Raw genomic sequence first — 23,867 nt, 5'->3', positions numbered from 1 at the left:
TTGTATATTCTAATCTTCTTTTCTCTTTGCAAGAAATAGAGCAGACATTGCTAGACTGAGGCTGGCAAGGAAGAAGAGCTTATCTGACTGGCTAGTACCAGTTTCTGGAAGTTTATCCTTCATTTCTTCTTTTGCTTCTTCTATCTTCATTCCTGGTTTAGAGCCATCAACCGATTGATATTCAAATGCCTGTACTGCTGGATCCTGCTGCTTCCGATTGAATTGATCTGTCGATGGAGTTTGTGCCTTACCTCCAACTTCTTCAGTTGATGGAGTCTGTGGATTTCCTCCAGGTTCTTCAGTTGATGGAGTCTGCTCCTTAGTTCCAGGTTCTTCAGTTAATGGTGACTCTTGTTTAGAAACTTGTTTATAAACAACAGCATAATGTCCTAGTTGACTAGTTGTGAATTCAATTGTTCCCTGACCATTTGTAAAGTTTACTGCCTCACCTGATGCAGTATAGTATACCCCGGCCACTTCACCAGAAACCGGTAATCTAACAAGGACTGCACCTTTCGGCTGAACTTTATGATTATCCTTATCTACCAAATGAAGAGCATAAGCATCAAATTCCATACCTTGTAGACTTTGGTCTCTTACTTTTTGAACTTGAAGGTGCATATCCTTTGTCAAATCTCTTGATAACCCTGCAACTACAACTCCTGTAGCCTTATCTGATAGGATACGAACATCCTCAGTTGGCTTGTCTACCGTAGGTGCTACTTGGTCACCTGCTGTTCCTATTACACCTGTATACTCTGGAACTTCATGTACAGCTGATTCTACCGCATTTACACTTCCAGTGAACTCTGGAACCTCTTTTACAGCCACTTCATCTCCTGCTGTACCGATTGGTTCTGTATACTCTGGAACTTCATGGATAGCTGATTCTCCACCGTTTACACCACCTGTGAATTCCGGAGTTTCAACGACTGGTGCTACTTGGTCACCCTTGCTTGATGTTGGAGTTTCAGGTTTCGGTTCTGGAGCTGGAGTAGGTGTTTGGTCTTTCAATTGATCAAGATAATCTGCAAAGTATTTAATCATTCTATTTGTTAAGAGATGGTTATCTGTTGCAAATTTCATGCTGGCAACAACACTTGCAACTTCTTCTTGATTGCTCTTATCAGTCAATTTCTGAGCTTTAGCCAAGGCTGCTTCATAGGCTGTAGTATCAAGACCAGTTTCAACAACCTGTGGACGAGCGAATATCAATTCCGCAGCTGATTGATATTGGTTTTCTGTATCACCGTAGGTTCTTGTTCCAGTTAGAACAATCTTTTTAGCCTTGATAGTCTTACCAAAGTCAATATCTTTTGGTTTATTATTGTTAGCCCAATTGGTTGCATTGAAAGTATGTTCCTTACCTGTTTCATCAGTAACAACAAGAGTGACATCTCTCAAGTTACCATTTGATCCTGAACCACGTGGAACATAACGGAAGCCAGTAATTTCAGTTGGTTCCTTCAAGACCATAGTTGCAGGTTTACCAACATCTCCTCCGCTCCATGATGTATGCCATAGACTTGACACGTTGCCATCAAAGGCATTTGCAAGACCTTCACCAGCCTGAGCAGGAGCACTTAGGCTTGCAAAGTCATCCGCCACTAGAGCTGTTTTCTTCATCACTAAAGCATCTTTAAGAGCATTGACCTTAGCAATCTCTGCTTTAGCTTCTTCTACACTAATATCATCGTCTGCTTGACTAAGGTTAAAGACAGCCTCTTTCAAAGCATCCATTGTTTCTTTGGTGTAGTTGGTCATAGCAACAGTTGGAAGATAGTTCTTGACAGCATTTTCTGCCATCATCTTACCTGTCAAAACAATTTCTTCAATTTGAAGTCTATCCATGATGAAGTCATTGTAGCCACGGAAGTTCGCATTACCACCAGAGTCTCCGCGAGTGTTACTTGCATGGCCTGTAGAGTAGATACCTACCCATGTATCGCCAGTTTCTGCACCTGTTACTAGGAAGGTTGCACGTTTCGCTTTCTTAGAATCTGTCCAAGTATTTGGCAATTCATGCACTTCCATATTGCTCGTTTGACCAGATTGGAATTCTCCCTTACCAACTACAAAGGCATAAGTGTTGTCAGAACCAGCTTCATAGTCAAATGTAATACGGTAGGTCTTGCCTGCTTCAAAGCGGAAGTTTTGTGGAATTGTTTGGTAAACCAAGTTTCGACGACTTACGAGACCATTTGTCTTGAGTGACCAATTTCCTTCGATAACGTCATCAACTTTCTTGCCATTCCAATCACGTTGTGTATATGGACCATGTTTTTCAGACAAGTGAGTACGGTTGTCTTCAACGCCTTCGATACCACCGATGACAAATGGGAAGATACCTTGACCGACATTTTCAAAGTCTTGTTTGAAGACACCTGTTGCAGTGTCGTGACCATCACCATACATGTTTGATTCATTTTCAAAGGTACGAATTTCATCGAAGTAAGTTGCTTCATTGCCTGCTTCACGACTCAAGGTCAAGGTTACATTTGATACATCTGAACCTGTTGTGAAGAATGCATACATGTTTTGGAAGTAACTTGTGTTATCAACTGTTGCATTGCTTCGACGAGTATTGTGAGCATAGGCTTTTACATAGTTAAGTGCTAGTGACTTGTTGGTGTAGTTGGTTACTTCTTTTTCACCAGTATTAACAGTAATACTTGCTTTAGCATTACTACGGTTGTCTACACCGACATAGACTGCGTATTTAGTATTTGGCTTCAAGCCAGTCAATTTTTGAGTGAGACTAACTTTTTCTTTATTACCTTGGATGCGGAGCATTTGGTTTGCACCTTTAGACTTCACGATTTCAGCCTTAGAAGCATCTCCTGAAATCTTCCAATGATCCAAAGATTCACTGTTAAATCCTTGGTCATAGATGTGCATTCCTTCACTCCATGACATTTCTGGATTTGTTTGTTTAGAACGATAGAGAACATATGGCTGATTTGCAGTAAGATCAAGGGTAATCTTACCGTCTTTCACGGCAACTTCTTTTTCCTCAGTCTTACCTTGGTCAGTTAGTTTATAAAGGTAAACCTTACCATTTGCCCAGTCGCTAGGAAGTGTCCAAGTTGTTGCACCTGCTTCAGTATTGAAGTAGTACATTTTTTCCTTGGTACTTTCAAGCTTATTACCATTTGCATCCCAGTTCCAAGGAGTCAAGTAAGCTGAACCGTCTTGGATGACACGTCCGTTGAGCGTTACTGTACGTTCACGATATTGTGGACTGTTGACATCATTGGATTTACGAGTTACCACAACCTTGTTATTTGCAGCATCAACCAATTCGACTTTCATTTCTGGAGTCCATTTATAGGTACTACCATTGTCAGTCATGGTTACTGGTTTGCCATCTTCCCATTTGCTGACTGTAAAGTGTTGGAAGTACTTAGTCATAACGTCATGAGCAAACAAGTTTGTTACATAACCGTTATAGTCACTACGTCCTTGCCATCCTTCAAAGTCCTTCATGCTATAACCGCCTAGAAGTGGGTAGTCAGCTGCACCACCATAACTTCTGTAGTCACCAACCCAAGAATCTTTTTGGTGGTTACGGATAAAGCGAGTGATGGCACTGTTAATACCTTTATTTGTATAGCCACCGTAGGTCAAGTCAGCTGCCCAGTGTTGGAAGGTAGAATCATATTCACCACCATGGCCCCACTCAATAGCAAAGCGCCAACCTTGTTTGTTAATTTCTTTCGCAATAACGTGAGTTGCCCAGGCACCGTTGTCACCTGATTGACCGTTACCCCAAACGTCGACGTAGATGAAGTCTAGGCCTTCACCCAACTCTTTCTTCAACTCTTCCCAACGAGCTAGACGCCCATGAGCGAGGTCATAACCAGCATCAATATTGATACCTTGGTCAAGCCAGTTCCAACCATAGCTGTAGCTGCCATCTGCATTTTTACGAAGAATATCTTCATTAAAGTATTTAGACTCTGGATAGGTTTCTGAAGCATTTACGTGGATACCGAGGTGGGCACCATATTTCTTAGCTTTCTCAATAAGAGTCTTAAAGTCTTCAACACCACCGATACGTTTACCGATGTCTGCATAGTTCAAGTGTCCAGAGTCATGTCCTTCACTTCCGTATCCCTTGAGAAGTACACCTTGACCAAGACCATCTGTATGAAGGTTAATCTTCTTGATACCATCCAAGGTCATGAGGAATGGGTTTTGCGCTTGTGAACCAAAGTTCATAGCGATACGGTAAGCTGTAATGTCTTTAACTTTTTCCCAGCCTTGAGGATTGTTCATGATGCTACGGTATGCGATTGCACCATCTTGCCAGTCTACTTTATTATCAGCATTGGCATCTTCAGTGATAACAACTTTTGCACTTGGAAGTTCCTTTGTATATTCTGGGAAGACAACTCCATTGTGGGCTTTTTCCCATTGCCATTCAGAGCTATGAATTTCCACGTAGTTAGCATTGCCAATCGTATTCTTGTAAGCTGTCAAACGTGTCCAGTCGTAAGAACCACCACCGTAGCTGTTTTGTGAGTTGCTCCATACACCTGCTGCAAGCTTATCTGTTGAAACAAATCCGTACATATAGCCTTTGGCTAATTCTTTCATTGGATTTGTTACTTCGATATGGTCATCACCACTGACGTGAGTATTGTTTGACATGGTTGCCCCATCAAACTTAGCTCCTGCTTGGTCACTGGAAACAGATACCAAGGCATTTCCTAGGAAGCTGATTGAAGAAAGTAATTTACGTTCATCATCAATCTTCTGTCCTGGTGTTACCTGGTTATGGTTGACAATCTTAGTCACATCAAAGTGAAGTTGGTTATCCACTACTTGCAAACGAACAGTCATATCCGCATTGATGAGATTTTTCTCATCACGGAGTTTCATCTCATATTCAGCAGTCGTTGCATTGACCTTTTTATAGGTAACTTCAGGAGTCACAGCGTGCTTGTTAATCACCACTTGATTAATTGGTTGCACTTGTCCTGAGAGCTTGTTCCCATTTAGAACATATTCTTTCACACGTGGGAAGGCTTGGTCGATAACTGCTTTCAATACTGTGGATTGAATAGTGTCGTATTTTACATTGCTATCATCTACTGTATCGCCCTTTTCTTTTTTAGTGGATTCTTGATCTGTTTTAACTCCTTCTTGGTTGTCAGTTTTGACATTGACAATTGTTCTTTCACTACTATTGTAGGTTCCAGCTTTAAGAACAATTTTCTTTTCATCTTTTAGTTTGTCATTTACTGCAGATGGCAAGGTCACTGTGTCAAAAAGTTTCACATCATTATTAGTTGCATTCAGTTGTCCATCTGATTTGAGACTAATCGTCAAGTGGTTGGTTGAGCCATTAACAGGAGCTGCAACACGATTACCTTGGTACCAAAGTCCACTTCCACTTGTCTTGTATTCCCAGAACCATCCACCTTGGTCATATCCTACAAAAACGTTGTTATCTGTGTCTTTAAATTTCATGAAGACACCGAAGCGAGACTTACCTGTTTCAGATTCTTCTTTAAAGGTCAAATCAACTGTAGCATTTCCATCAGCATCAACTGTCAAACCATCTTTTTCGAACAAGGCTGGTTTTTTACCATTGTCATTTTGGGCAGTTGAAGCTAGTTGGTTGTAACGAACTCCTTTTTCTTCACGGACAGTTACTGTTCCCTGTTGTTCTTTCTTTTCAACTGTTTTCCATTCTGGAGTGACTTCTTTTGATTCACTCGGTTTAGTTTCTGATGGTTTATTTTCTGCTGGTTTGTTTTCTGCTGGCTTGTTTTCAGCAGGTTTAGTTTCTGCTGGTTTGTTTTCTGCTGGTTTGTTTTCTGCCGGCTTATTGTCAGCTGGTTTTTCTTCTTGAGGTTTGTCCTCTTTTGGTTTTTCTTCCTTGCTTTCCACTTGTTTATCGAGAGCATCTAGACCAGCTGGTTTCGTTGTTTCAATACCCTTGATATAGTTTTGAATCCATTCTAGCTGAGCAGGTGAGAAGAGTATACCACCACTACGTTTACCAGAGACACCATTTTGGTGGATACCAATCAATTTCCCATTTTCATCGAAAATACCGCCACCACTGGCACCTGGTTCACTTCCTTGATAGCTAATTCCATGAACACCTTCTCCGTGATTATTAATATCCTCAACGGTAGTATTCAAAATTGGATCAAGCTCTCCTTTTGGATATCCAAATACATGAACCTTATCTCCTACCTTAGTTGTTGCAGGCTTCTCAGTCACTTCAACAGGTGCATTTGCAAGAGGTGTACGAAGCTTAACAATTGCCAGATCATTTTTATATCCTTTGAGGAACCCTTCACGATCCCAGTGTTTCACATCATTCTTACTGAATTTGACGTCCGGTGCCCCTTTGTAAGAAACTGTATAGACATCTCCATCACTCTCAACATTATCAGCTACCTTACGATTATTACCATCTGGAACATCTTTGATAAAGTTATGAGAAACAGATAAAACGAGATTTTCCCCAATAACGATACCACTACCAAGCCCTGCAGCACTTTTAATTTCGACAGTCGCACCGTAGTTTAATACCCCATTTTTTGTTTTAGCAACATCTTCTGGGACTAGGCTTTTATCTTCTTTTTCTAGTTCTTCTTTTGAGGCAGTGTGCCCATTTTCTTCAGCCTTATCAAGTTTTCCACGTAGTTCTTCAGGAAGAGTATCTGAAACTGCTGAGCTTGTTGCAGTTTCTTTTTCTTTTGCCAGCAATTCTTCTTCAGTCTTTGGGCCTTCAGTTACTTCAGGAGAACCTTGGTCTTCACCAGGTTTTGGTGCTTCAAAGTCGCGCCCACCGTCCTCTTTAGCATTAGCAAGAGCTGCAGCCAAATCTGCTGGCATATTTGCTGTAGAACCAGCCTGAGCAGAATCTGCTAGAACAGTGCTAGTTCCAAAGAAAGCTGCACCAATCATGACAGAAGCAACCCCTAATGAAAATTTTCGAATACTATATTTACAACGTTTTTCAAACAATCCTTTGTACATTAAGTCTTAAATCCTTTCATTTTATCCGTAAGCGTTTACATTCGCTGTTCAAAAAAATACTCCTTTCTGTCTAAAAAGTGCAACACTTACGTCATTAAATAAAAAATAATTACACTTTTAATATAACAAATGATATCCAATAAAGCAATAGAAAAGATAGGAAATGACTAATTTTTTCTTTCAATCCTAGTAAAATTAAAGTATAAAATCTCCAAAATACTCTAGAAAAATAAAATGCATATCATCAAATTTTTTCAATATCTGATAATATGCATTTTTCTGATTTTAAAGACTCTTTATCCAATCTCATGCGTTTTAGAAATGAAGAAGTTGAGCCTCCATTTGAATTGTTCTCTTTTTATACTTCCTTAACAAAAACCAATTCCTGTGGTTGGGACAAGTCTTCTCGGTAGACAAATCCTGCAAAGCTTAAGCGGCGAGCCTCCTCCACTGTTTGTACTTGATTTTCTATCAGAGCTGTTAGGAAGGCCCCACGCGCTTTCTTGGAAATAGTTGAATGAATCTTCAGCTGACCACCCTTGTCCTCCATGAATTTGAAAGTCACCATTTTTTCTCTGATTTCCTTAGAAAATACAGTCTCAAACTCGGATGACAAGAGAGAGACAATCACTTCTTCCTTATTCACAGCTTCATCATAGGCTGACTTCCAATGGCTCTTCAAAGTCTTACCAGCGACTTTTAACTTCATCAAAAAGTCCAAACGGTGAGGTGCCATAGGTGACAAGGCTGGAACAACACCGTACAAAGCCGAAGTAATAAAGACATGATTTTCAAGATAGGCTTGTTCTGCCTCAGTCAATTTATCTCGCTTTATATGGCGGTACATAAGCCCATCAAAAAGTTTCAGGGCTGGGTAGTGTTGAGCTCTTTGCCTTTTCAAAGCCTGAATATTTTGAAACTCTTCCGTAGCCTTCTCGGCTGATACCTTATAAAAACTCTCCAATTGACTAGCAGAATAGAGAGCCAAGGCATCCAGCACAGCCTGACTTTCTGGTTTTAAAGGGGCTACTTCAATACTTGGCAAATCTGTGTTCATTTCTTTTGCTGTTGGGATTAAAATTTTCATATTGATAGTGTAGCATATTTTTTAGTCACAACCAAGAAATTCATCTGAAAAACCTCGGCTTGACCGAGGTTTCTCTGTTTATTTAGGCCATCCTAACCAGATAGCCACGAGAACAAGGGCTGTGCCAGTTAAGCTTGTTAAGATAGATAAGAATTTATCTTTTTTCTCCTTAAACTGAGAAAAACCTATCTTCAAATCAAACAATCCAAGTAGCATTGAAGTAAGCATCACATAAAAACCTATTTCTTTGTCCTCCATTAGTCTTAATTTACCTTATTATAACATACACTTCTTAAATAAAACTGTTTTTACTGTAGCTTAAAGGTCTTGAGATAATTGTCTTTTCCTACTTGACCTTCGAAGGTTTTACCATTTTCGAGGTAAGGGAGGTCATCAGATACAGAGGCCTTGACCTTGTAAATCTTGCCATCAACTTTAAAGAAGTAGACGGTGTCTCCCTTGATTACAGCTGATTTGAGGTCTGCTACCACACCCTTGATGCTTTCTGTTGTTGCATTATCAATCTCAAGATCATTTTTATTGGCATACTTGCTGAGCAGTTCTTCCACTGTAGTGGCTACGATAACGTTTTGGTACTCAACTGCATCCACCAAAGCATACTCTTTGACCAAGCCAGCATTGTCCTTCAAGCCCATGATGTAGAGAGGTTTATCATTGAGGTTGATGAGAATTGGGAAGGTTGCCTTGTAAGATTTCTCCTGGACAGCACCTTCTGCTGATTCACGGGCTGATTCTTCGGTCGCAGAAGCCAAGCTGTACTTAGTGATTTCTCCTGTTCGCATATTCTCAAGGATGAAACCAAGATTACTCTCATCCGCATTGGCCGACGTCACACCTGTATAGAGGTAGATGTCATTGCCGATAGACAAGTAATTATAGCCCTTGGTAGTCTGAGTCACATTTTTCTTGGAAATCATGGCATTCCAGAAACCATCCTTGTACTTGCCGTTATAGTTGATTTGTTCAATGGTTTCCTCAGCTGGATAAACCCTGTCCACCCATTCCGGAACATCTGCCAAGCTGTATTCTTTGGTTTCTCCATTTGTGGCATCTAAGATAATGACTGAAACAGGACGAGGAACCGCAAGTCCAAATTGCTTTTGGTAAACCGTCGCCACATAGAAAGGATTGCCCTCATCGTCCACCTCGAAAGATGGAGTCTTGAAGATTTTAGTTGGGTATTTAAAGCGCAGATGTCGTTTGACATCACGGTTAAAATACTCCGAATCCGAATACTTGATTGGTGTCTTCAAGTCCACCAAGTCCGCATTTCCGGTTACCATGTCCACCTTGATATACTCGCCGATTCCCTTGGCCTGATTGTTAAACCATTTGATAGGGTCTGCGTATTCTAGCGGTGTAACCCGATAAGGCTTTCCGTCAATCGTCAATTGAGTATAGGTATCTGCCGCCACGTACTGTGACACCTTATCGGTTAGGGAACCCAAGTAGCGGTCGCCAATTTTTTCAGCAGTACTTCTATCTAGGATAGGAACCTTACTGGTATCAGTCTTAGGAAATTCAGTAAAGTCTTTTTCCGTAACCGTGACTACATTGGCATAATTTTTAGCCTGAAAAATGCTAGAAGTCACCAAGGAAACCAAACCTGCCAAGAGAAGAATTCCTCCAATAGAAGCTAAAAGAATTTTCCCTAACCGATTGATTTTGAAACCCTCAAAATTTAAAGCAGCTTCCGCCTTGCCGTGGCGCACATGAACAGTTTTGACCAGATTGATTTCCTTGCCAAAGCCAAATAAGACTGCCACAACCAACAAATGCCCACAGAGAAAAAAGAGAAATTCCCAGCTGGTCAAATTAAGAGGCGGTAAAAAAATATACCAGGTCGTTGCAATAAAAATAAGTTCAAAGATTATCCGTTTCATTTACTTTCCTCCTAAATGATTCGTCCTTCCAAGTGATCCAGTTCATGCTGGCAAATCTGAGCTGGGAAGCCTGTCAAGGTAATGGTCTGTTCCTGCCATTTGCTGTCACGATAGGAAACAGTTATAGTTTCATAACGCTTAGTTGCTCTCACACCTACCAAGGACAAACAGCCTTCTTCTGTCTCATAAGGTCCTTCAAAGGACAGGAGCACTGGGTTAAACATGACAATGGGAACCAAGCCAAGATTAAAGATAATCACGCGCTTCTGCACCCCAATCATATTGGCAGCCAGCCCAACACAAGTCTCACGATTTGCTAAAAGCGTATCCTGTAAATCTCTGGCAAGATACAGATCATCCTGACTTGCCGGCTGAGATACCTGAGATAAAAATAAGATATCCTTTACAATTTTCTTTTCCACTTCCTCACACTCCTCTTACTTTTTACTATATTATAGCAATTATAGCACAAAAGCCGATAACTGCAAGCCCTTTCCCTCAACTGTAGCAAAAAGCCATCCGAAGATGACTTTTTTGCTATTTAATTTCTTTATAAGTGGCTTCTATGCCACGCTTAACAGCTGAACGATTGGCAATTTTTTCTGCCCAGTTTACTAGATTCTGATAACTTGAGGCATCTAAGAATTTTGCAGAACCTTGATAAAGTTTTCCTTGAACTAACTGTCCATACCAAGACCAGATAGCAATATCTGCAATCGTATAGTCATTGCCTGCAATATAAGGCTTCTTAGCCAATTCCTGATCTAATAAATCCAACTGGCGTTTCACTTCCATCGTAAAACGATTAATTGGATATTCCAATTTTTCAGGGGCATAATTAAAGAAATGTCCAAATCCTCCACCTAGAAAAGGTGCTGCACCTGCTTGCCAGAATAGCCAATTCAAAACTTCTACCTTTTCCACAGGATTGCTTGGTAAAAAGGCTCCAAATTTCTCAGCAAGATAAAGAAGAATATGAGCAGACTCAAAGACTCTTACTTCTTCAGTCCCAGACTGATCCAACAAGGCTGGAATCTTTGAATTTGGATTGAGCTTTACGAAGTCTGAACCAAACTGATCCCCATCCATGATAGCAATCTTATACAAGTCGTAAGCCGCTTGCTCAAAACCAGCTTCTAGTAATTCTTCCAATAAGATGGTGACCTTCATACCATTTGGTGTTCCCAGTGAATAAAGCTGAAAAGGTTGTTCTCCTTTTGGCAAGTCTTGTTCGAAACGGGCACCTGCTGTTGGTCTGTTTAGTCCCGTAAAGGCTCCTTGATTACTAGCTTCATCCTGCCATACGGTCGGTAATTGATAAGCTGACATCAGAAACCTCCCTTATATCGCATTCTTGTCAAAGCCAAGTTTGCGTTGGATAAACTTAACGATTTCGACAATGATAATCATTGAGAAGCTTCCGCCCATAACGATTCCCCATTGTGACAAGTCCAGTTTGGTTACGTGGAAGATGCCTTCAAGCGGTTCTACGATGATTGTTGCCATGAGAAGAATGAAGGATACCAAGATAGACCAGTTAAAGGTCTTAGACTTGAATGGGCCAACTGTCAAGATGGACTGGTAAACAGATTTGACATTGTAAGCATGGAAAAGCTGAATCAAGCCAAGGGTTGCAAAGGCCATAGTAAGGGCATCCGCATGAATGGCATGATTGTCACCCACATGAACTGGGTAAGCAAGGGCAAGGCCATAAACACTCATAACAAGGACTGCTTGGAGTACACCTTGATAGATGATAGAATTGAAAACACCACCTGAGAAGAAGCTTGCCTTGCGTCCACGTGGTTTATGGGTCATAACACCTGGCTCCGCAGGTTCAACACCTAGAGCGATAGCTGGGAAGGTATCGGTTACCAGGTTGATCCACAAGAGATGAACTGGCTGCAAGACATCCCAACCAAACAAGGTTGATAGGAAGATAGTTAGTACTTCAGCAGTATTGGCAGAAAGTAGGTACTGAATAGTCTTTTGAATGTTTGAGAAAACCTTACGTCCTTCTTCCACTGCGACGATGATAGTCGCAAAGTTGTCGTCAGCAAGAATCATGTCTGAAGCCCCTTTAGAAACCTCTGTACCTGTGATTCCCATACCGATACCGATATCGGCTGTTTTCAGAGCTGGAGCGTCATTAACACCGTCACCTGTCATGGCAACGACCTTACCTTGTTTTTGCCAGGCCTTGACGATACGAACCTTGTGTTCTGGTGACACACGGGCATAAACAGAGTATTGACCAACTACTTTTTCAAAGTCTTCATCTGACAGTTCGTTGAGTTCAGCACCAGTTAAAACGTGACCTTCTGTATCGTTTGCATCAATGATTCCCAAACGTTTGGCAATAGCTTCTGCAGTGTCTTGGTGGTCACCTGTAATCATGATTGGACGAATTCCCGCTTCCTTAGCCACACGAACAGCCTCAGCAGCTTCAGGACGTTCAGGGTCAATCATCCCAATCAAACCAGTAAAGATTAAATCAGTTTCAAGCTCTTCAGAAATAAGGTTTTCTGGAATGCTGTCAATAATCTTATAAGCACCTGCAAGGACACGCAAGGCTTGATGAGCCATTTCAGAGTTGTTTGTATGAATGAGGTTTGTAACCTTCTCATCAATCGGAGCAATATCCCCAGCCTTATCACGAAGAACACAACGTTTCAAGAGTTGGTCTGGCGCACCTTTGACTGCTACAAGGAATTTACCATCTGGCAATGGGTGAACTGTTGACATAAGCTTACGGTCAGAGTCAAATGGCAACTCAGCTACACGAGGATATTTCTCTAAAAATCCTTTGACATCGTAGCCTTTATCCAAGGCATATTGGATAAAGGCTGTTTCGGTTGGGTCACCAATCAGGTTGCCTTCCACATCTATTTTCGTATCATTGGCCAAGACAACTGAACGAAGTAGTGGCATTTCAAGACCTAGTTCAATATCATCAGCTGAGTCATGTAGGACTGCATCGTAGAAGACTTTTTCAACTGTCATCTTGTTCATAGTCAGCGTACCAGTCTTATCAGAAGCGATGATTTCAGTTGAACCAAGTGTTTCAACTGCTGGCAACTTACGAACGATAGAGTTTCGTTTGGCCAAAACTTGAGTACCAAGGGCAAGAACGATAGTTACGATAGCTGGGAGCCCTTCTGGGATGGCTGCAACGGCAAGCGCAACAGAGGTCATCAACTCACCAAGTGGATTTTTCCCTTGAATGAAGACACCCACTACAAAAGTAACAAGGGCAATAACCAAAATAGCATAGGTCAATACCTTAGAAAGGTTGTTCAAGTTTTGTTTGAGGGGCGTATCCGTCTCATCCGCATCTTGAAGCATGCCAGCAATGTGACCAACTTCAGTGTACATACCTGTATTAACAACAACACCCATTCCACGACCATAGGTCACGTTTGAGTTTTGGAAGGCCATGTTCACACGGTCACCAATACCAGCATCTGCAGCAAGCTCGACTGACAAATCTTTTTCAACTGGCACAGACTCACCTGTCAAGGCAGCTTCTTCAATTTTAAGAGAATTGGCTTCTAGCAAACGTAGGTCTGCTGGCACCACGTCACCAGCTTCAAGGGCAACGATATCTCCAGGTACCAATTCTTTAGAGTCAATCTCCGCCATGTGGCCATCACGAAGAACGCGAGCAGCTGGACTTGACATAGATTTGAGGGCTTCGATGGCTTCTTCTGCTTTTCCTTCTTGGTAAACACCAAAGGCAGCGTTGATAATAACCACGGCTAGGATAATAATGGCATCTGCAATATCTTCCCCACCAGAGGTCACGACTGACAAGATAGCTGCCGCAACTAGGATGATAATCATCAAATCCTTAAATTGCTCGATGAACTTGACCAGGATTGATCGTTTCTCACCTTCTTCGAGTTCATTGTGGCCAAATTCGGCAAGGCGCTTTTCCGCCTCACTTGATGACAAACCTTGCTCGGTCGCATCCACAGCCTGCAAGACCTCTTCAGGACTCTGAGTGTAAAACGCTTGGCGTTTTTGTTCTTTTGACATGTGTCTCCTCCTTGACATTGTGTGTAAAACAGACTCTCTTTTTCCTCATCGTATCTTTTCACGACAAACAAAAAGAGACCTGTTAATCATAACAAGTCTCGCTGTTTAAGATAGTGCCGGAAAGCATACTTTTCAGTATAAAATTCGGAATGACGACACTATCACAGGTTTCTGCCAGCTACTCCCTTGAGTAGTACTATTATACCAAATTTTGAAAAGTTTTCAAAGAGTAAAAACTGCCTTATTTGAATTTTCCCTTGAAAACCAGTATAATGATAGAATGCTATGTGACTAGAAAGGAAGTTGAATGAAGCAATCTATCTCAAATCTCAAGTTAGCTGAACGTGGGGCCATTATCAGTATTTCGACCTATTTAATCTTGTCTGCAGCCAAATTAGCAACTGGGCACCTCCTCCATTCATCCAGTTTGGTGGCAGATGGTTTTAACAACGTATCGGATATCATTGGAAATGTGGCCCTCTTGATTGGGATTCGAATGGCACGCCAGCCTGCAGACCGAGATCACCGTTTTGGCCACTGGAAGATTGAAGATTTGGCTAGCTTGGTCACTTCCATCATCATGTTCTATGTTGGTTTTGATGTTCTAAGGGATACCATTCAAAAGATTCTCAGTCATGAAGAAACGGTTATTGACCCTCTTGGTGCAACTCTTGGAATCATTTCTGCAGCGATTATGTTTCTAGTTTATCTCTACAATACTCGCCTCAGTAAGAAATCCAACTCTAAGGCACTCAAGGCCGCAGCAAAAGACAATCTTTCTGATGCTGTTACCTCACTTGGAACCACCATTGCCATCCTAGCTAGCAGTTTCAATTATCCCATTGTAGATAAACTGGTCGCCATCATCATCACTTTCTTTATCTTGAAAACTGCCTATGATATCTTCATCGAATCTTCCTTTAGCCTTTCAGATGGCTTTGACGACCGCCTGCTTGAGGACTATCAAAAGGCCATCATGGAAATTCCCAAAATCAGCAAGGTTAAATCTCAAAGAGGTCGCACCTACGGTAGCAACATTTATCTTGATATTACGCTAGAAATGAATCCTGACTTGTCTGTTTTTGAGAGTCATGAAATCGCGGATCAGGTCGAGTCTATGCTGGAGGAACGTTTTGGCGTCTTTGATACCGATGTCCATATTGAGCCAGCGCCTATCCCTGAGGATGAAATTTTAGACAATGTCTACAAAAAATTGCTTATGCGTGAACAATTGATTGACCAAGGAAATCAACTGGAAGAACTCTTGGCTGACGATTTTGTCTATATTCGTCAAGACGGAAATCAGATGGATAAAGAGGCCTATAAAGCCGAAAAAGACTTGAATTCTGCTATCAAGGACATCCAAATCACTTCCATCAGTCAGAAAACAAAACTCATCTGCTATGAGTTAGATGGTATCGTCCATACCAGTATCTGGCGTCGCCACGAAACTTGGCAAAATATCTTTCATCAAGAAACCAAAAAAGAATAGAGAAATCCTGTCACGAGACGGGATTTTTCTATTCTTCTAGCTATCAAAGTCACTTAGATATTCATAGCGTTCGTATTTTTTAAGGAGTGCTTCATTTTTCTCATCCAGTTCTTTTTGAAGAGTAGCTAGCTTACCAAAATCAGAGCCGTTAGCCTGCATTTCCTCTTCAATAGCAGCGATACGATTTTCCAAGGTTTCAATATCGCATTCAATGCTTGCCCACTCCTGCTTTTCTTGGTAGGTCATGCGTTTCTTGTCTTCACGGACCTTGACCACTTTCTCCTTTTCGACCTTTTGCACTTGATTGGCCATCTCTGTTTCAAAGGCTTTTTCATCAAGGTAATCGGTGTAATGACCAAAGAAAGGACGAATCTTGCCATCCTCAAAAGCCAGAATCTTGGTCGCTACCTTATCCAAGAAATAACGGTCGTGACTAACTGTCAAAACAGGTCCCGCAAATCCTTGCAAGAAATTCTCCAAAACTGTCAAGGTTGCAATATCCAAATCATTGGTTGGCTCGTCTAAAAGAAGAACATTTGGTTTTTCCAAGAGCAGTTTGAGGAGATAAAGGCGTTTTTTCTCTCCCCCAGACAATTTCTCAATCAAGGTTCCATGCGTCGAACGTGGGAAAAGGAACTGCTCCAGCAACTCTGCAATCGAAGTTGTAGAACCACCGCTGGTCTTGACCTCTTCTGCCACTTCCTGCAAGTAATTGATCACTCGCTTGCTTTCATCCAAGCCCTCAATTTGTTGAGAGAAATAGGCGATGCGAACAGTTTCCCCTATCACAACTTGACCTGCTGTCGGCTCAAGACTGCCAGCAATCAGGTTGAGCAGCGTTGATTTTCCAACACCATTGTCCCCAACGATTCCGATACGGTCTTTGGCCTGAACTAAGAGATTAAAATCTTGCAAAATGAGCTTGTTTTCATAGGCAAAGGAAACATCCTGAAACTCGATGACTTTCTTCCCAATACGACTGGTTTCAAAGTTCATAGTCAAGTCTGTCTCAGCAGTATTGCCTGAAACTTCCTTTTTCAGGTCGTGGAAACGATTGATACGAGCCTGCTGCTTGGTCGCACGCGCCTGCGGTTGTCTGCGCATCCAAGCCAATTCTTGCTTATAAAGTTGTTCCTTTTTGTGGAGAAGAGCCGCATCGCGCTCGTCCTGTTCCGCCTTAAGGCGAACATAGTCCTGATAATTACCCTGATATTCCGTCAATCCAGCTCGGTCCAACTCGAAAATCCGTGTTGACAAAGCGTCTAAGAAATAACGATCGTGAGTGATAAATAGAACTGTCTTCTTAGAATTTTTTAAAAAGAGGGTCAGCCACTCAATAGTCGCAATGTCCAGATGGTTGGTCGGCTCATCCAAAAGCAAAAGGTCGTGGTTGCTAAGAAGAACTTGCGCCAACTGGACCCGTCTTCTTAGACCACCTGACAATTCCCCAACAGGAGTAGATAAGTCCTGAATCCCCAGCTTGCTAAGAACCGTCTTTACCTGACTCTCAATTTCCCAAGCTTGGAGAGAGTCCATTTCTGCCATGACACGTTCCAAACGAGCCTGCTTGTCCTCACTGTAGTTGAGCATGATCAACTCATACTCACGAATGAGCTGGATTTCCTTGAGGTCGCTGGATAGAACCGTATCCAAGACCGTCTTGCTATCATCAAAATCAGGATCCTGGGTCAAGTAACCAATTTGATAATCATTCTTAGCTGAAAAGGGACTGACATCTCCATCAAAGCCAGAAACACCAGAAAGGACATCTAAAAGAGTGGTCTTCCCTGTTCCATTGACACCAATCAGACCAATTCTGTCTAGATCATGGATGATAAAGGAAATATTCTTAAAAACGGTCTTGTCACCGACGGATTTACTTAGTTTTTCAACGATAAAATCACTCATTTTTTCTCCCTTAGATAAGCATGGATGGCTTGACGGTCATTTTCCAATTCTCCATCGACAATGGCATATTCAATCTCTGTTAAAATCTCTCCCAAATCTGGTCCCGGTTGATAGCCATATTCCTTGATCAAAATACCACCGTTGATTTGGATTTCTTTCTTATCATGAATGGTCAGACTCTGGTAAGTTTCTGTGATGACTTGCGGGTTAACTTCTTTTCCTTGAGCCTGACGAAGATTTTCAGCCTGTAAAAGTAAATCTAAATCAAAGCGATAACAATCGCGCTTGCTCAATTCTCCCTTTTCACGCAAGGCCAAAATAGTCAGTAAATCCTGTACCTGCTTGGCAAACTGGCGTGATGTCTTCCAAGCTTTCAAAAATGGCTGCGCATTTTCAACATCCAAAGCCGACAGTAAAGCCGACCAAGCTTGCTCTGAAGATTCAAAGGTGAAATCAGTCTCCAAATCAAACAGGATGTTGAGCTTGTCTTGGCTAGATGCCATATCAGGAAGATAGTCATAAGCTTGACTCTCAATCATGGAAGCCAAGCCCCTTCTCCAAAAGGGAGCCAGCAAGAGTTTGTCAAACTCAACAAAGGTACGCTCCACAGAAATTTTCTCCAAAAGCGGTGTCAAGGTCTTCATTGCTTTAAAGGTTTCTGGCTCAAGTTCAAAGCCAAGACTGGCCTGAAAACGGAAACCACGCATAATCCGCAGAGCGTCTTCGTTGAAACGCTCACTAGCCACTCCAACCGCCCGCAAAACCTGATTTTCTAAATCTTCTAAACCATGGAACAAGTCAATGATTTCCCCTGTTTCGTCCAAGGCAAAGGCGTTGACTGTAAAATCACGGCGCTTGAGGTCTTCTTCTAGCGAGCGAACAAAAGAAACCGCACTGGGTCTGCGATAGTCCACATAGACATCCTCTGTCCGAAAGGTGGTTACCTCATACTCCTCATCCCCATCTAAGACCAAGACAGTTCCATGCTCGATTCCGATATCGGCTGTTCGCGGAAAAATCTGCTTGGTTTCTTCTGGATAAGAAGACGTCGCAATATCCACATCATGGATAGGACGATTGAGAAGGGCATCTCGAACAGATCCCCCAACAAAATAGGCTTCAAAACCTGCTTCTTTAATTTTTTCTAATACTGGTAAAGCCTTCTGAAATTCAGAAGGCATTTGCGTTAATCTCATAATAAGTGTTCTAATCCATAGACAAGCTCATGACGCTTGACAACTTCTTTAATTCCCAAATTGACCCCTGTCATGAAGGAGCTGCGATCATAGGAGTCATGACGGAGGGTCAATCCTTCTCCCTGATTGCCAAAGATGACTTCCTGATGGGCTACTAAGCCTGGCAAACGAACTGAATGGATGCGCATACCATCAAAGTCAGCACCACGGGCACCTGCAATCAATTCTTCCTCATCAGGCGCACCTTGCTGAATAGACTCTCGAACTTCTGCCATCAACTCAGCTGTTTTAATAGCTGTTCCACTAGGGGCATCCTTTTTCTTGTCATGATGGAGCTCGATAATCTCCACATTTGGGAAATATTTAGCAGCCTGCCTTGAAAATTGCATAAGCAAGACAGCACCCAAGGCGAAATTTGGAGCAATCAAACCACCCAAATCTTGGGCACGAGAGAATGCTTTTAGTTCTGCAATTTCTTCACTTGTGAAACCTGTTGTTCCAACTACTGGAGCAAAGCCATTTTCAAGAGCAAAGCGTGTATTTTCATAGGCAACAGCTGGAGTTGTAAAATCTACCCAAACATCCGCTTTAAAGCCTGCTAAATCAGCCTTATCCTTGAAAACAGGAATACCCTGCCATTCTGATTCAGACTCAAAGGGATCCAAAACTGCTACCAAGTCCAAGTCTGGATCAGCCAAGACCAGCTGACAAGCAGCCTGGCCCATCTTTCCCTTAAAACCAGCAATAATTACTCGAATACTCATCTCTACTCCTGTCTAAGATACAAAGGACGTTAGCTGCCCATGAAAAATAGGGAATGGCGCTGACTTTCGACGAAAGGCAAGACAGGCATCTTTTTTCATGAGGCAGGTAGTCCGTGTTCAATTGCTATTTCTTAACTAGCCTAGAAACGCCAACTAAATCACTGGAATATAACCCAGAGCAATACTTCCTGCTCCTAGGTGTGTTCCAATGACACTACCAAATGTAGCAAGTGAAATATCCGTACCCACTTCAGAATCTAGCAAGTGCTGACGCAATTCCTCAGCCTTTTCAGGGGCATTTCCGTGAATAACAATGATACGGTATTGGCCTGAAGCTGTTGCTTCCTTGATAATTTCAATTAAGCGCTTGGTTGCTTTCTTTTCAGTACGGACTTTTTCATAAACTTCAATCACACCTTGGTCGTTGAAATAAAGGATTGGCTTAATGCTTAACAGATTGCCCAAAATAGCAGCTCCATTTGAAAGGCGTCCACCTTTAACCAAGTGGTCCAAGTCATCCACCATGATGAAAGCAGAGGTATGACTAATCTGAATAGCTAGCTTATCCTGAATGATAGCAAAATCATCGCCCTGGTCTCGCCAGTTAAAGACACTTTCAACCATGATACCCAGAGGAGCACTTGTGATCAAAGTGTCTGGAAAAGCAATAGTTAAGCCCTCATAATCATCGACCATGTACTGGATATTTTGGTAAAAACCTGAAATTCCAGAAGATAGGAAAAGCCCCAAAGCATGTGTATAACCTTGTTCTTTAAGCGAAGTTAGAATCTCATCTAACTTGGCAATACTTGGTTGACTGGTCTTAGGCAATTCAGAAGCCTGAGCCATTTTTTGGTAAAATTCCTCAGCAGTCAGATTGATGCCTTCGACATACTCCTCACCATCAATATTGACAGGAATATCCAAGACAAATAAATCTTCTCTTTGCAAGGTATCTGCACTGAGATAGGCAGAGGAATCTGTGATAACAGCTAATTTCATATTAGAACTCCAAATTGATTCCTGGTAAGTCTAATGCAATTTCAGTAACTTCGTAAGTCAAACGGTTGAGCATGTTCAAACATGGACGAGCCAAGGTTTCCACTTCTTCTTGGTTCAATTCACTTGGTTCGTTAACAATACGACCATCGATATGGTTCACCTGTGAAATGGTTCCACTAATGACAAACTTATCAAATACAATCATAAAACTCAAGACGACAATTAAGGAAGTCACTTGATTTTCTTGGTCATGTTGGAGTAATTGGAAGTTCACATCCACCTTAGTGTCAGGAGCTCCATTTTCATTTTCCCATTCAAAATTACGCGCATCAAAATGATACTGACTGACAAATTCTTGTTCACGTTTAAGATTCATGTCTCTCTCCCTTAGCTACAATATTATAAGCTATTGTACCATAAATTTTTATTTTCATCTAGTTTTCTAGGATTTAGTCAATCCCAATTTCAGCTCGAACTACATCAGCGATGGTATCAACATAGTAGTCCACTTCTTCTGTTGTAGGCGCTTCTGCCATAACACGTAAGAGGGGCTCTGTTCCACTTGGGCGAACAAGGATACGGCCATTTCCTGCCATTTCTTCTTCCATCTTCTCAATGATGGCCTTGATAGCTGGCACTTCCATGGCATTTTCCTTCATGGCATTTTCCACTCGGATATTGACTAATTTTTGTGGATAGATGGTTACTTCTGCGGCCAGCTCTGACAAGCTCTTACCAGTTTCTTTCATGATTTTCGTCAATTGGACAGCTGATAATTGACCATCACCTGTGGTATTGTAATCCATCAAGATAACGTGTCCAGACTGTTCTCCGCCAAGGTTGTAGCCTGATTTTCTCATTTCTTCAACAACGTAGCGGTCACCGACTGCAGTGACTGCCTTGTTAATACCTTCACGGTCCAAGGCCTTGTGGAAACCAAGGTTAGACATAACAGTTGTCACGATTGTATTTTGAGCCAATTGTCCTTTTTCAGAAAGGTATTTTCCGATGATGTACATAATCTTGTCACCATCAACGATGTCGCCATTCTCATCAACCGCAATCAAACGGTCACTGTCTCCATCAAAGGCCAAACCGATAGCTGCACCACTTTCTTTGACCAGTTCTTGAAGGGCTTCTGGGTGTGTAGAACCAACATTAAGATTGATGTTAAGACCATCTGGTGTTTCCCCGATAACTGTCAACTGAGCACCAAGGTCTGCAAAGATTTGACGGGCACTTGTAGACGCTGCACCATTGGCTGTATCCAAAGCAACCTTCATTCCTTCAAGGGGAGTTCCAGTTGAAACCAGATAGCTTTCATACTTACGCAAACCTTCTGGATAATCTACCAAAGTTCCCAAACCTTCTGCACTTGGACGAGGAAGAGTATCTTCCGCAGCATCTAGTAATGCTTCAATTTCCGCTTCTTTTTCGTCATCTAGTTTGAAGCCATCACCACCAAAGAACTTGATTCCATTATCAAGGGCTGGGTTATGGCTAGCAGAAATCATGACACCTGCACTTGCTCCTTCAGTTTTGACCAAGTAAGCTACTGCTGGTGTTGCCAGAACGCCTAGTTTGTATACGTGAATCCCAACTGAAAGAAGACCAGCTACCAAGGCAGATTCTAGCATTTCTCCTGAAATACGTGTATCACGTCCTACAAAGACTTTCGGCGCTTCCGTTTCATGTTGACTAAGAACATAGCCTCCAAAACGTCCTAATTTAAAAGCCAATTCTGGCGTTAGTTCTACATTAGCTTCTCCACGGACTCCATCAGTCCCAAAATATTTACCCATTTTTATAAAATCCTTTTTCTATTTTTAATTCGTTTTTGAACTAGTTGCTTTCGTTGACGAAGACGTCTCCGACGAACTGCTTGTGCTTGAACTTGGTGATACTGGTTTTGTAGTCACCTTCATTGTTGTATCAAACGGAGTGATTACTACTGGTAAGACAACCCCGTTGCGGTCGATTGCCTGCAAAGGTACTGAACCACTATAATTACCTGTTATGCGTTCGCTGGTTGGTAAAAGCGCAATAACTTTGTCAATCTTAGCTAATGTTTCCTGGTCAGTTGTGACCAAAACGCGTTCATTCGACACGGTTACACTATCAATTTGTAGCTTGGGATCAATCTGGCTTTGGTCAACTTGTGGCACAACAAGCATCCCATCTCGTTTAACCTTCTTCCCAACTTTCACTGTTATCTTTTGAGGCGTTGCCACAGCGGTCAATCCACTAGGAAGATTTTCAATGTTTAAAGGAACTTCAATCGTTCCAATACTAACATCTGTCAAATCCGCTGTCACCTTGAACTTACGAGTACTTTCCTGCATTTCGCTTGCCAAGGTCACACGATTGGCTCCTGTCAGCACAACAGAAACCTCTGATGCAAATCCGCTAATAAAATACTGGTCATCATCATAGTGAATATCGATGGGAATATTTGCTATCGTATTGGTGTAGGTTTCCGATTTTACCTGCCTTGCGGTATTGCTATTTTGAAAGTTGGTCGACGTTGCATAAATGAATAAGACACAAGCAAAAAAGAGAGATGAAATGATATATAGACTATTTTTTCTCATATTTCCAACCTCCTAGCAAACGGTCCTTGAAACTGACTTTTTCCTCAACTGCTGGCAAAAGAAGGGTTCGTAGCTCTGCTTCAAATTCTTCAAGAGTCAAATCATGCTTGAAGACACCATTGTAGGTAATAGAGATACCACCTGTTTCCTCTGAGACGATGAAAGTCAAGGCATCGGATACTTCTGATAAACCGATAGCCGCCCGGTGTCTGGTTCCAAATTCTTTGGAAATCCCTGTACTTTCTGTCAAGGGCAAATAGGCAGAAGTCACCGCAATCCGATTTTCTCTGATAATCACAGCTCCATCATGTAGGGGGGTATTGGGAATAAAAATATTGATGAGGAGTTCTGCCGAAATTTTGGCATCCAAAGGAATTCCTGTCGCAATATATTCTTGCAAGGTCCGAACCCGTTGAATGGCAACCAGAGCACCAATCTTACGAGGACTCATATATTCAACTGACTTAACAAAAGCACGAATCATTTTCTCTTCCGCACTAATTTGACTAGTAGAAAAAAAATCTGTCGCCCTTCCCAAGCGTTCCAAACCAGTCCGAATCTCTGGAGAAAAGATAACAACCGCAGCAATAACTCCATAGGTGATAATCTGATTAATCAACCAAGAAATCGTTGTTAAACCAAGGATATTGGCCACAACCTGGGCTAATACAAAGATCAAGACCCCACGCACCAAAATCATAATCTTGGTACCAGCTATCGCTTTTGTAAAACGATACAAAACATAGGTCACAATCAAAATATCAAACAGATTGATGGCAATACTCCAAGGACTAGAAAACAAGCTAGTCCAATATTGCAGGTTGGATAATTGTTGAAAGTTCATCTGCTGTCTCCTCTCTGTCCAAACACGTTCCTCTCTATT

16 protein-coding genes are annotated in these 23,867 nt (G+C 41.8%); 1 reads left to right on the top strand and 15 read right to left on the bottom strand.

What is annotated here, in order from left to right; genetic code table 11:
* Positions 1-9: 9 nt before the first annotated feature.
* The 7 genes from HT717_RS06620 to HT717_RS06590 form a co-directional block, all read right to left on the bottom strand.
* Positions 10-7,002 carry a SpGH101 family endo-alpha-N-acetylgalactosaminidase gene (locus tag HT717_RS06620; RefSeq protein ID WP_080982928.1) on the bottom strand — a complete coding sequence of 2,331 codons (6,993 nt, stop codon included), beginning with the start codon at positions 7,000-7,002 and terminating at the stop codon, positions 10-12.
* 358 nt (positions 7,003-7,360) lie between these two features.
* A complete protein-coding gene (gene yaaA / locus HT717_RS06615) occupies positions 7,361-8,089 on the bottom strand; it encodes a peroxide stress protein YaaA (RefSeq protein WP_049540820.1) in 729 nt (242 codons plus the stop codon).
* 78 nt (positions 8,090-8,167) lie between these two features.
* On the bottom strand, positions 8,168-8,332 hold the full coding sequence (locus tag HT717_RS06610) for a DUF3953 domain-containing protein (RefSeq protein ID WP_049540983.1): 165 nt from the start codon (positions 8,330-8,332) through the stop codon (positions 8,168-8,170).
* 65 nt (positions 8,333-8,397) lie between these two features.
* Positions 8,398-9,993 carry a hypothetical protein gene (locus HT717_RS06605; RefSeq protein ID WP_049540822.1) on the bottom strand — a complete coding sequence of 532 codons (1,596 nt, stop codon included), beginning with the start codon at positions 9,991-9,993 and terminating at the stop codon, positions 8,398-8,400.
* Positions 9,994-10,004: 11 nt separating this feature from the next.
* Positions 10,005-10,415, bottom strand: coding sequence for a peptide deformylase (locus HT717_RS06600; RefSeq protein WP_020900591.1), 411 nt, complete (start codon positions 10,413-10,415; stop codon positions 10,005-10,007).
* 115 nt (positions 10,416-10,530) lie between these two features.
* Positions 10,531-11,322 carry a glutathione-dependent disulfide-bond oxidoreductase gene (gene yghU, locus HT717_RS06595; protein ID WP_049540824.1) on the bottom strand — a complete coding sequence of 264 codons (792 nt, stop codon included), beginning with the start codon at positions 11,320-11,322 and terminating at the stop codon, positions 10,531-10,533.
* 12 nt (positions 11,323-11,334) lie between these two features.
* The gene (locus tag HT717_RS06590; RefSeq protein WP_173304755.1) at positions 11,335-14,031 is read right to left on the bottom strand and encodes a cation-translocating P-type ATPase; all 2,697 of its coding nucleotides are present in this window, start codon (positions 14,029-14,031) and stop codon (positions 11,335-11,337) included.
* Between the two features lie 307 nt (positions 14,032-14,338).
* Here HT717_RS06590 and mntE point away from each other — a divergent pair, with 307 nt between their 5' ends.
* The gene (gene mntE / locus HT717_RS06585) at positions 14,339-15,523 is read left to right on the top strand and encodes a CDF family manganese efflux transporter MntE (RefSeq protein ID WP_049540828.1); all 1,185 of its coding nucleotides are present in this window, start codon (positions 14,339-14,341) and stop codon (positions 15,521-15,523) included.
* A 36-nt stretch (positions 15,524-15,559) separates the two neighbouring features.
* On the opposite strand, the gene HT717_RS06580 is transcribed toward mntE, so the two are convergent.
* The 8 genes from HT717_RS06580 to cdaA all read right to left on the bottom strand — a co-directional run bounded on the left by HT717_RS06580 (position 15,560) and on the right by cdaA (position 23,828).
* Positions 15,560-17,431 (bottom strand): ABC-F family ATP-binding cassette domain-containing protein, encoded by a 1,872-nt coding sequence (locus tag HT717_RS06580; RefSeq protein ID WP_049540830.1) that lies wholly within the window; start codon positions 17,429-17,431, stop codon positions 15,560-15,562.
* A complete protein-coding gene (locus HT717_RS06575) occupies positions 17,428-18,627 on the bottom strand; it encodes a CCA tRNA nucleotidyltransferase (RefSeq protein ID WP_080982930.1) in 1,200 nt (399 codons plus the stop codon). Before HT717_RS06575 ends, HT717_RS06580 begins: the two co-directional genes overlap by 4 nt.
* Complete coding sequence (gene dapB / locus HT717_RS06570; RefSeq protein WP_049540833.1) at positions 18,624-19,391, bottom strand: 4-hydroxy-tetrahydrodipicolinate reductase; 768 nt, start codon at positions 19,389-19,391, stop codon at positions 18,624-18,626. Before dapB ends, HT717_RS06575 begins: the two co-directional genes overlap by 4 nt.
* A 153-nt stretch (positions 19,392-19,544) precedes the next feature.
* Positions 19,545-20,393, bottom strand: a complete 849-nt coding sequence (locus HT717_RS06565) for a DegV family protein (protein WP_000762173.1) — start codon at positions 20,391-20,393, stop codon at positions 19,545-19,547.
* A gap of 1 nt (position 20,394) precedes the next feature.
* Entirely contained in the window at positions 20,395-20,769 is a 375-nt protein-coding gene (locus tag HT717_RS06560; protein WP_049540835.1) for a DUF1149 family protein, read from the bottom strand.
* A 73-nt stretch (positions 20,770-20,842) separates the two neighbouring features.
* Positions 20,843-22,195: a phosphoglucosamine mutase gene (gene glmM, locus HT717_RS06555; RefSeq protein ID WP_049540837.1), complete on the bottom strand. Its 1,353-nt coding sequence runs from the start codon at positions 22,193-22,195 to the stop codon at positions 20,843-20,845.
* 24 nt (positions 22,196-22,219) lie between these two features.
* Positions 22,220-22,984 (bottom strand): CdaR family protein, encoded by a 765-nt coding sequence (locus tag HT717_RS06550; protein ID WP_049540839.1) that lies wholly within the window; start codon positions 22,982-22,984, stop codon positions 22,220-22,222.
* A complete protein-coding gene (gene cdaA, locus HT717_RS06545; RefSeq protein WP_205380548.1) occupies positions 22,971-23,828 on the bottom strand; it encodes a diadenylate cyclase CdaA in 858 nt (285 codons plus the stop codon). The genes HT717_RS06550 and cdaA overlap by 14 nt, the downstream gene beginning before the upstream one ends.
* Positions 23,829-23,867 lie beyond the last annotated feature (39 nt).

It is taken from the genome of Streptococcus sp. 959 (assembly GCF_013277075.1).
GTDB lineage: Bacteria > Bacillota > Bacilli > Lactobacillales > Streptococcaceae > Streptococcus > Streptococcus pseudopneumoniae_C.
This window is presented reverse-complemented; position numbering and strand designations above follow the sequence as displayed.

Bases quoted from the DNA above. Each gene is read 5' to 3' on its own strand.
- HT717_RS06620 (WP_080982928.1), bottom strand. From the start codon at position 7,002: ATGTACAAAGGATTGTTTGAAAAACGTTGTAAATATAGTATTCGAAAA.
- yaaA (WP_049540820.1), bottom strand. From the start codon at position 8,089: ATGAAAATTTTAATCCCAACAGCAAAAGAAATGAACACAGATTTGCCA.
- HT717_RS06605 (WP_049540822.1), bottom strand. From the start codon at position 9,993: ATGAAACGGATAATCTTTGAACTTATTTTTATTGCAACGACCTGGTAT.
- yghU (WP_049540824.1), bottom strand. From the start codon at position 11,322: ATGTCAGCTTATCAATTACCGACCGTATGGCAGGATGAAGCTAGTAAT.
- HT717_RS06590 (WP_173304755.1), bottom strand. From the start codon at position 14,031: ATGTCAAAAGAACAAAAACGCCAAGCGTTTTACACTCAGAGTCCTGAA.
- mntE (WP_049540828.1), top strand. From the start codon at position 14,339: ATGAAGCAATCTATCTCAAATCTCAAGTTAGCTGAACGTGGGGCCATT.
- HT717_RS06580 (WP_049540830.1), bottom strand. From the start codon at position 17,431: ATGAGTGATTTTATCGTTGAAAAACTAAGTAAATCCGTCGGTGACAAG.
- HT717_RS06575 (WP_080982930.1), bottom strand. From the start codon at position 18,627: ATGAGATTAACGCAAATGCCTTCTGAATTTCAGAAGGCTTTACCAGTA.
- dapB (WP_049540833.1), bottom strand. From the start codon at position 19,391: ATGAGTATTCGAGTAATTATTGCTGGTTTTAAGGGAAAGATGGGCCAG.
- HT717_RS06565 (WP_000762173.1), bottom strand. From the start codon at position 20,393: ATGAAATTAGCTGTTATCACAGATTCCTCTGCCTATCTCAGTGCAGAT.
- HT717_RS06560 (WP_049540835.1), bottom strand. From the start codon at position 20,769: ATGAATCTTAAACGTGAACAAGAATTTGTCAGTCAGTATCATTTTGAT.
- glmM (WP_049540837.1), bottom strand. From the start codon at position 22,195: ATGGGTAAATATTTTGGGACTGATGGAGTCCGTGGAGAAGCTAATGTA.
- HT717_RS06550 (WP_049540839.1), bottom strand. From the start codon at position 22,984: ATGAGAAAAAATAGTCTATATATCATTTCATCTCTCTTTTTTGCTTGT.
- cdaA (WP_205380548.1), bottom strand. From the start codon at position 23,828: ATGAACTTTCAACAATTATCCAACCTGCAATATTGGACTAGCTTGTTT.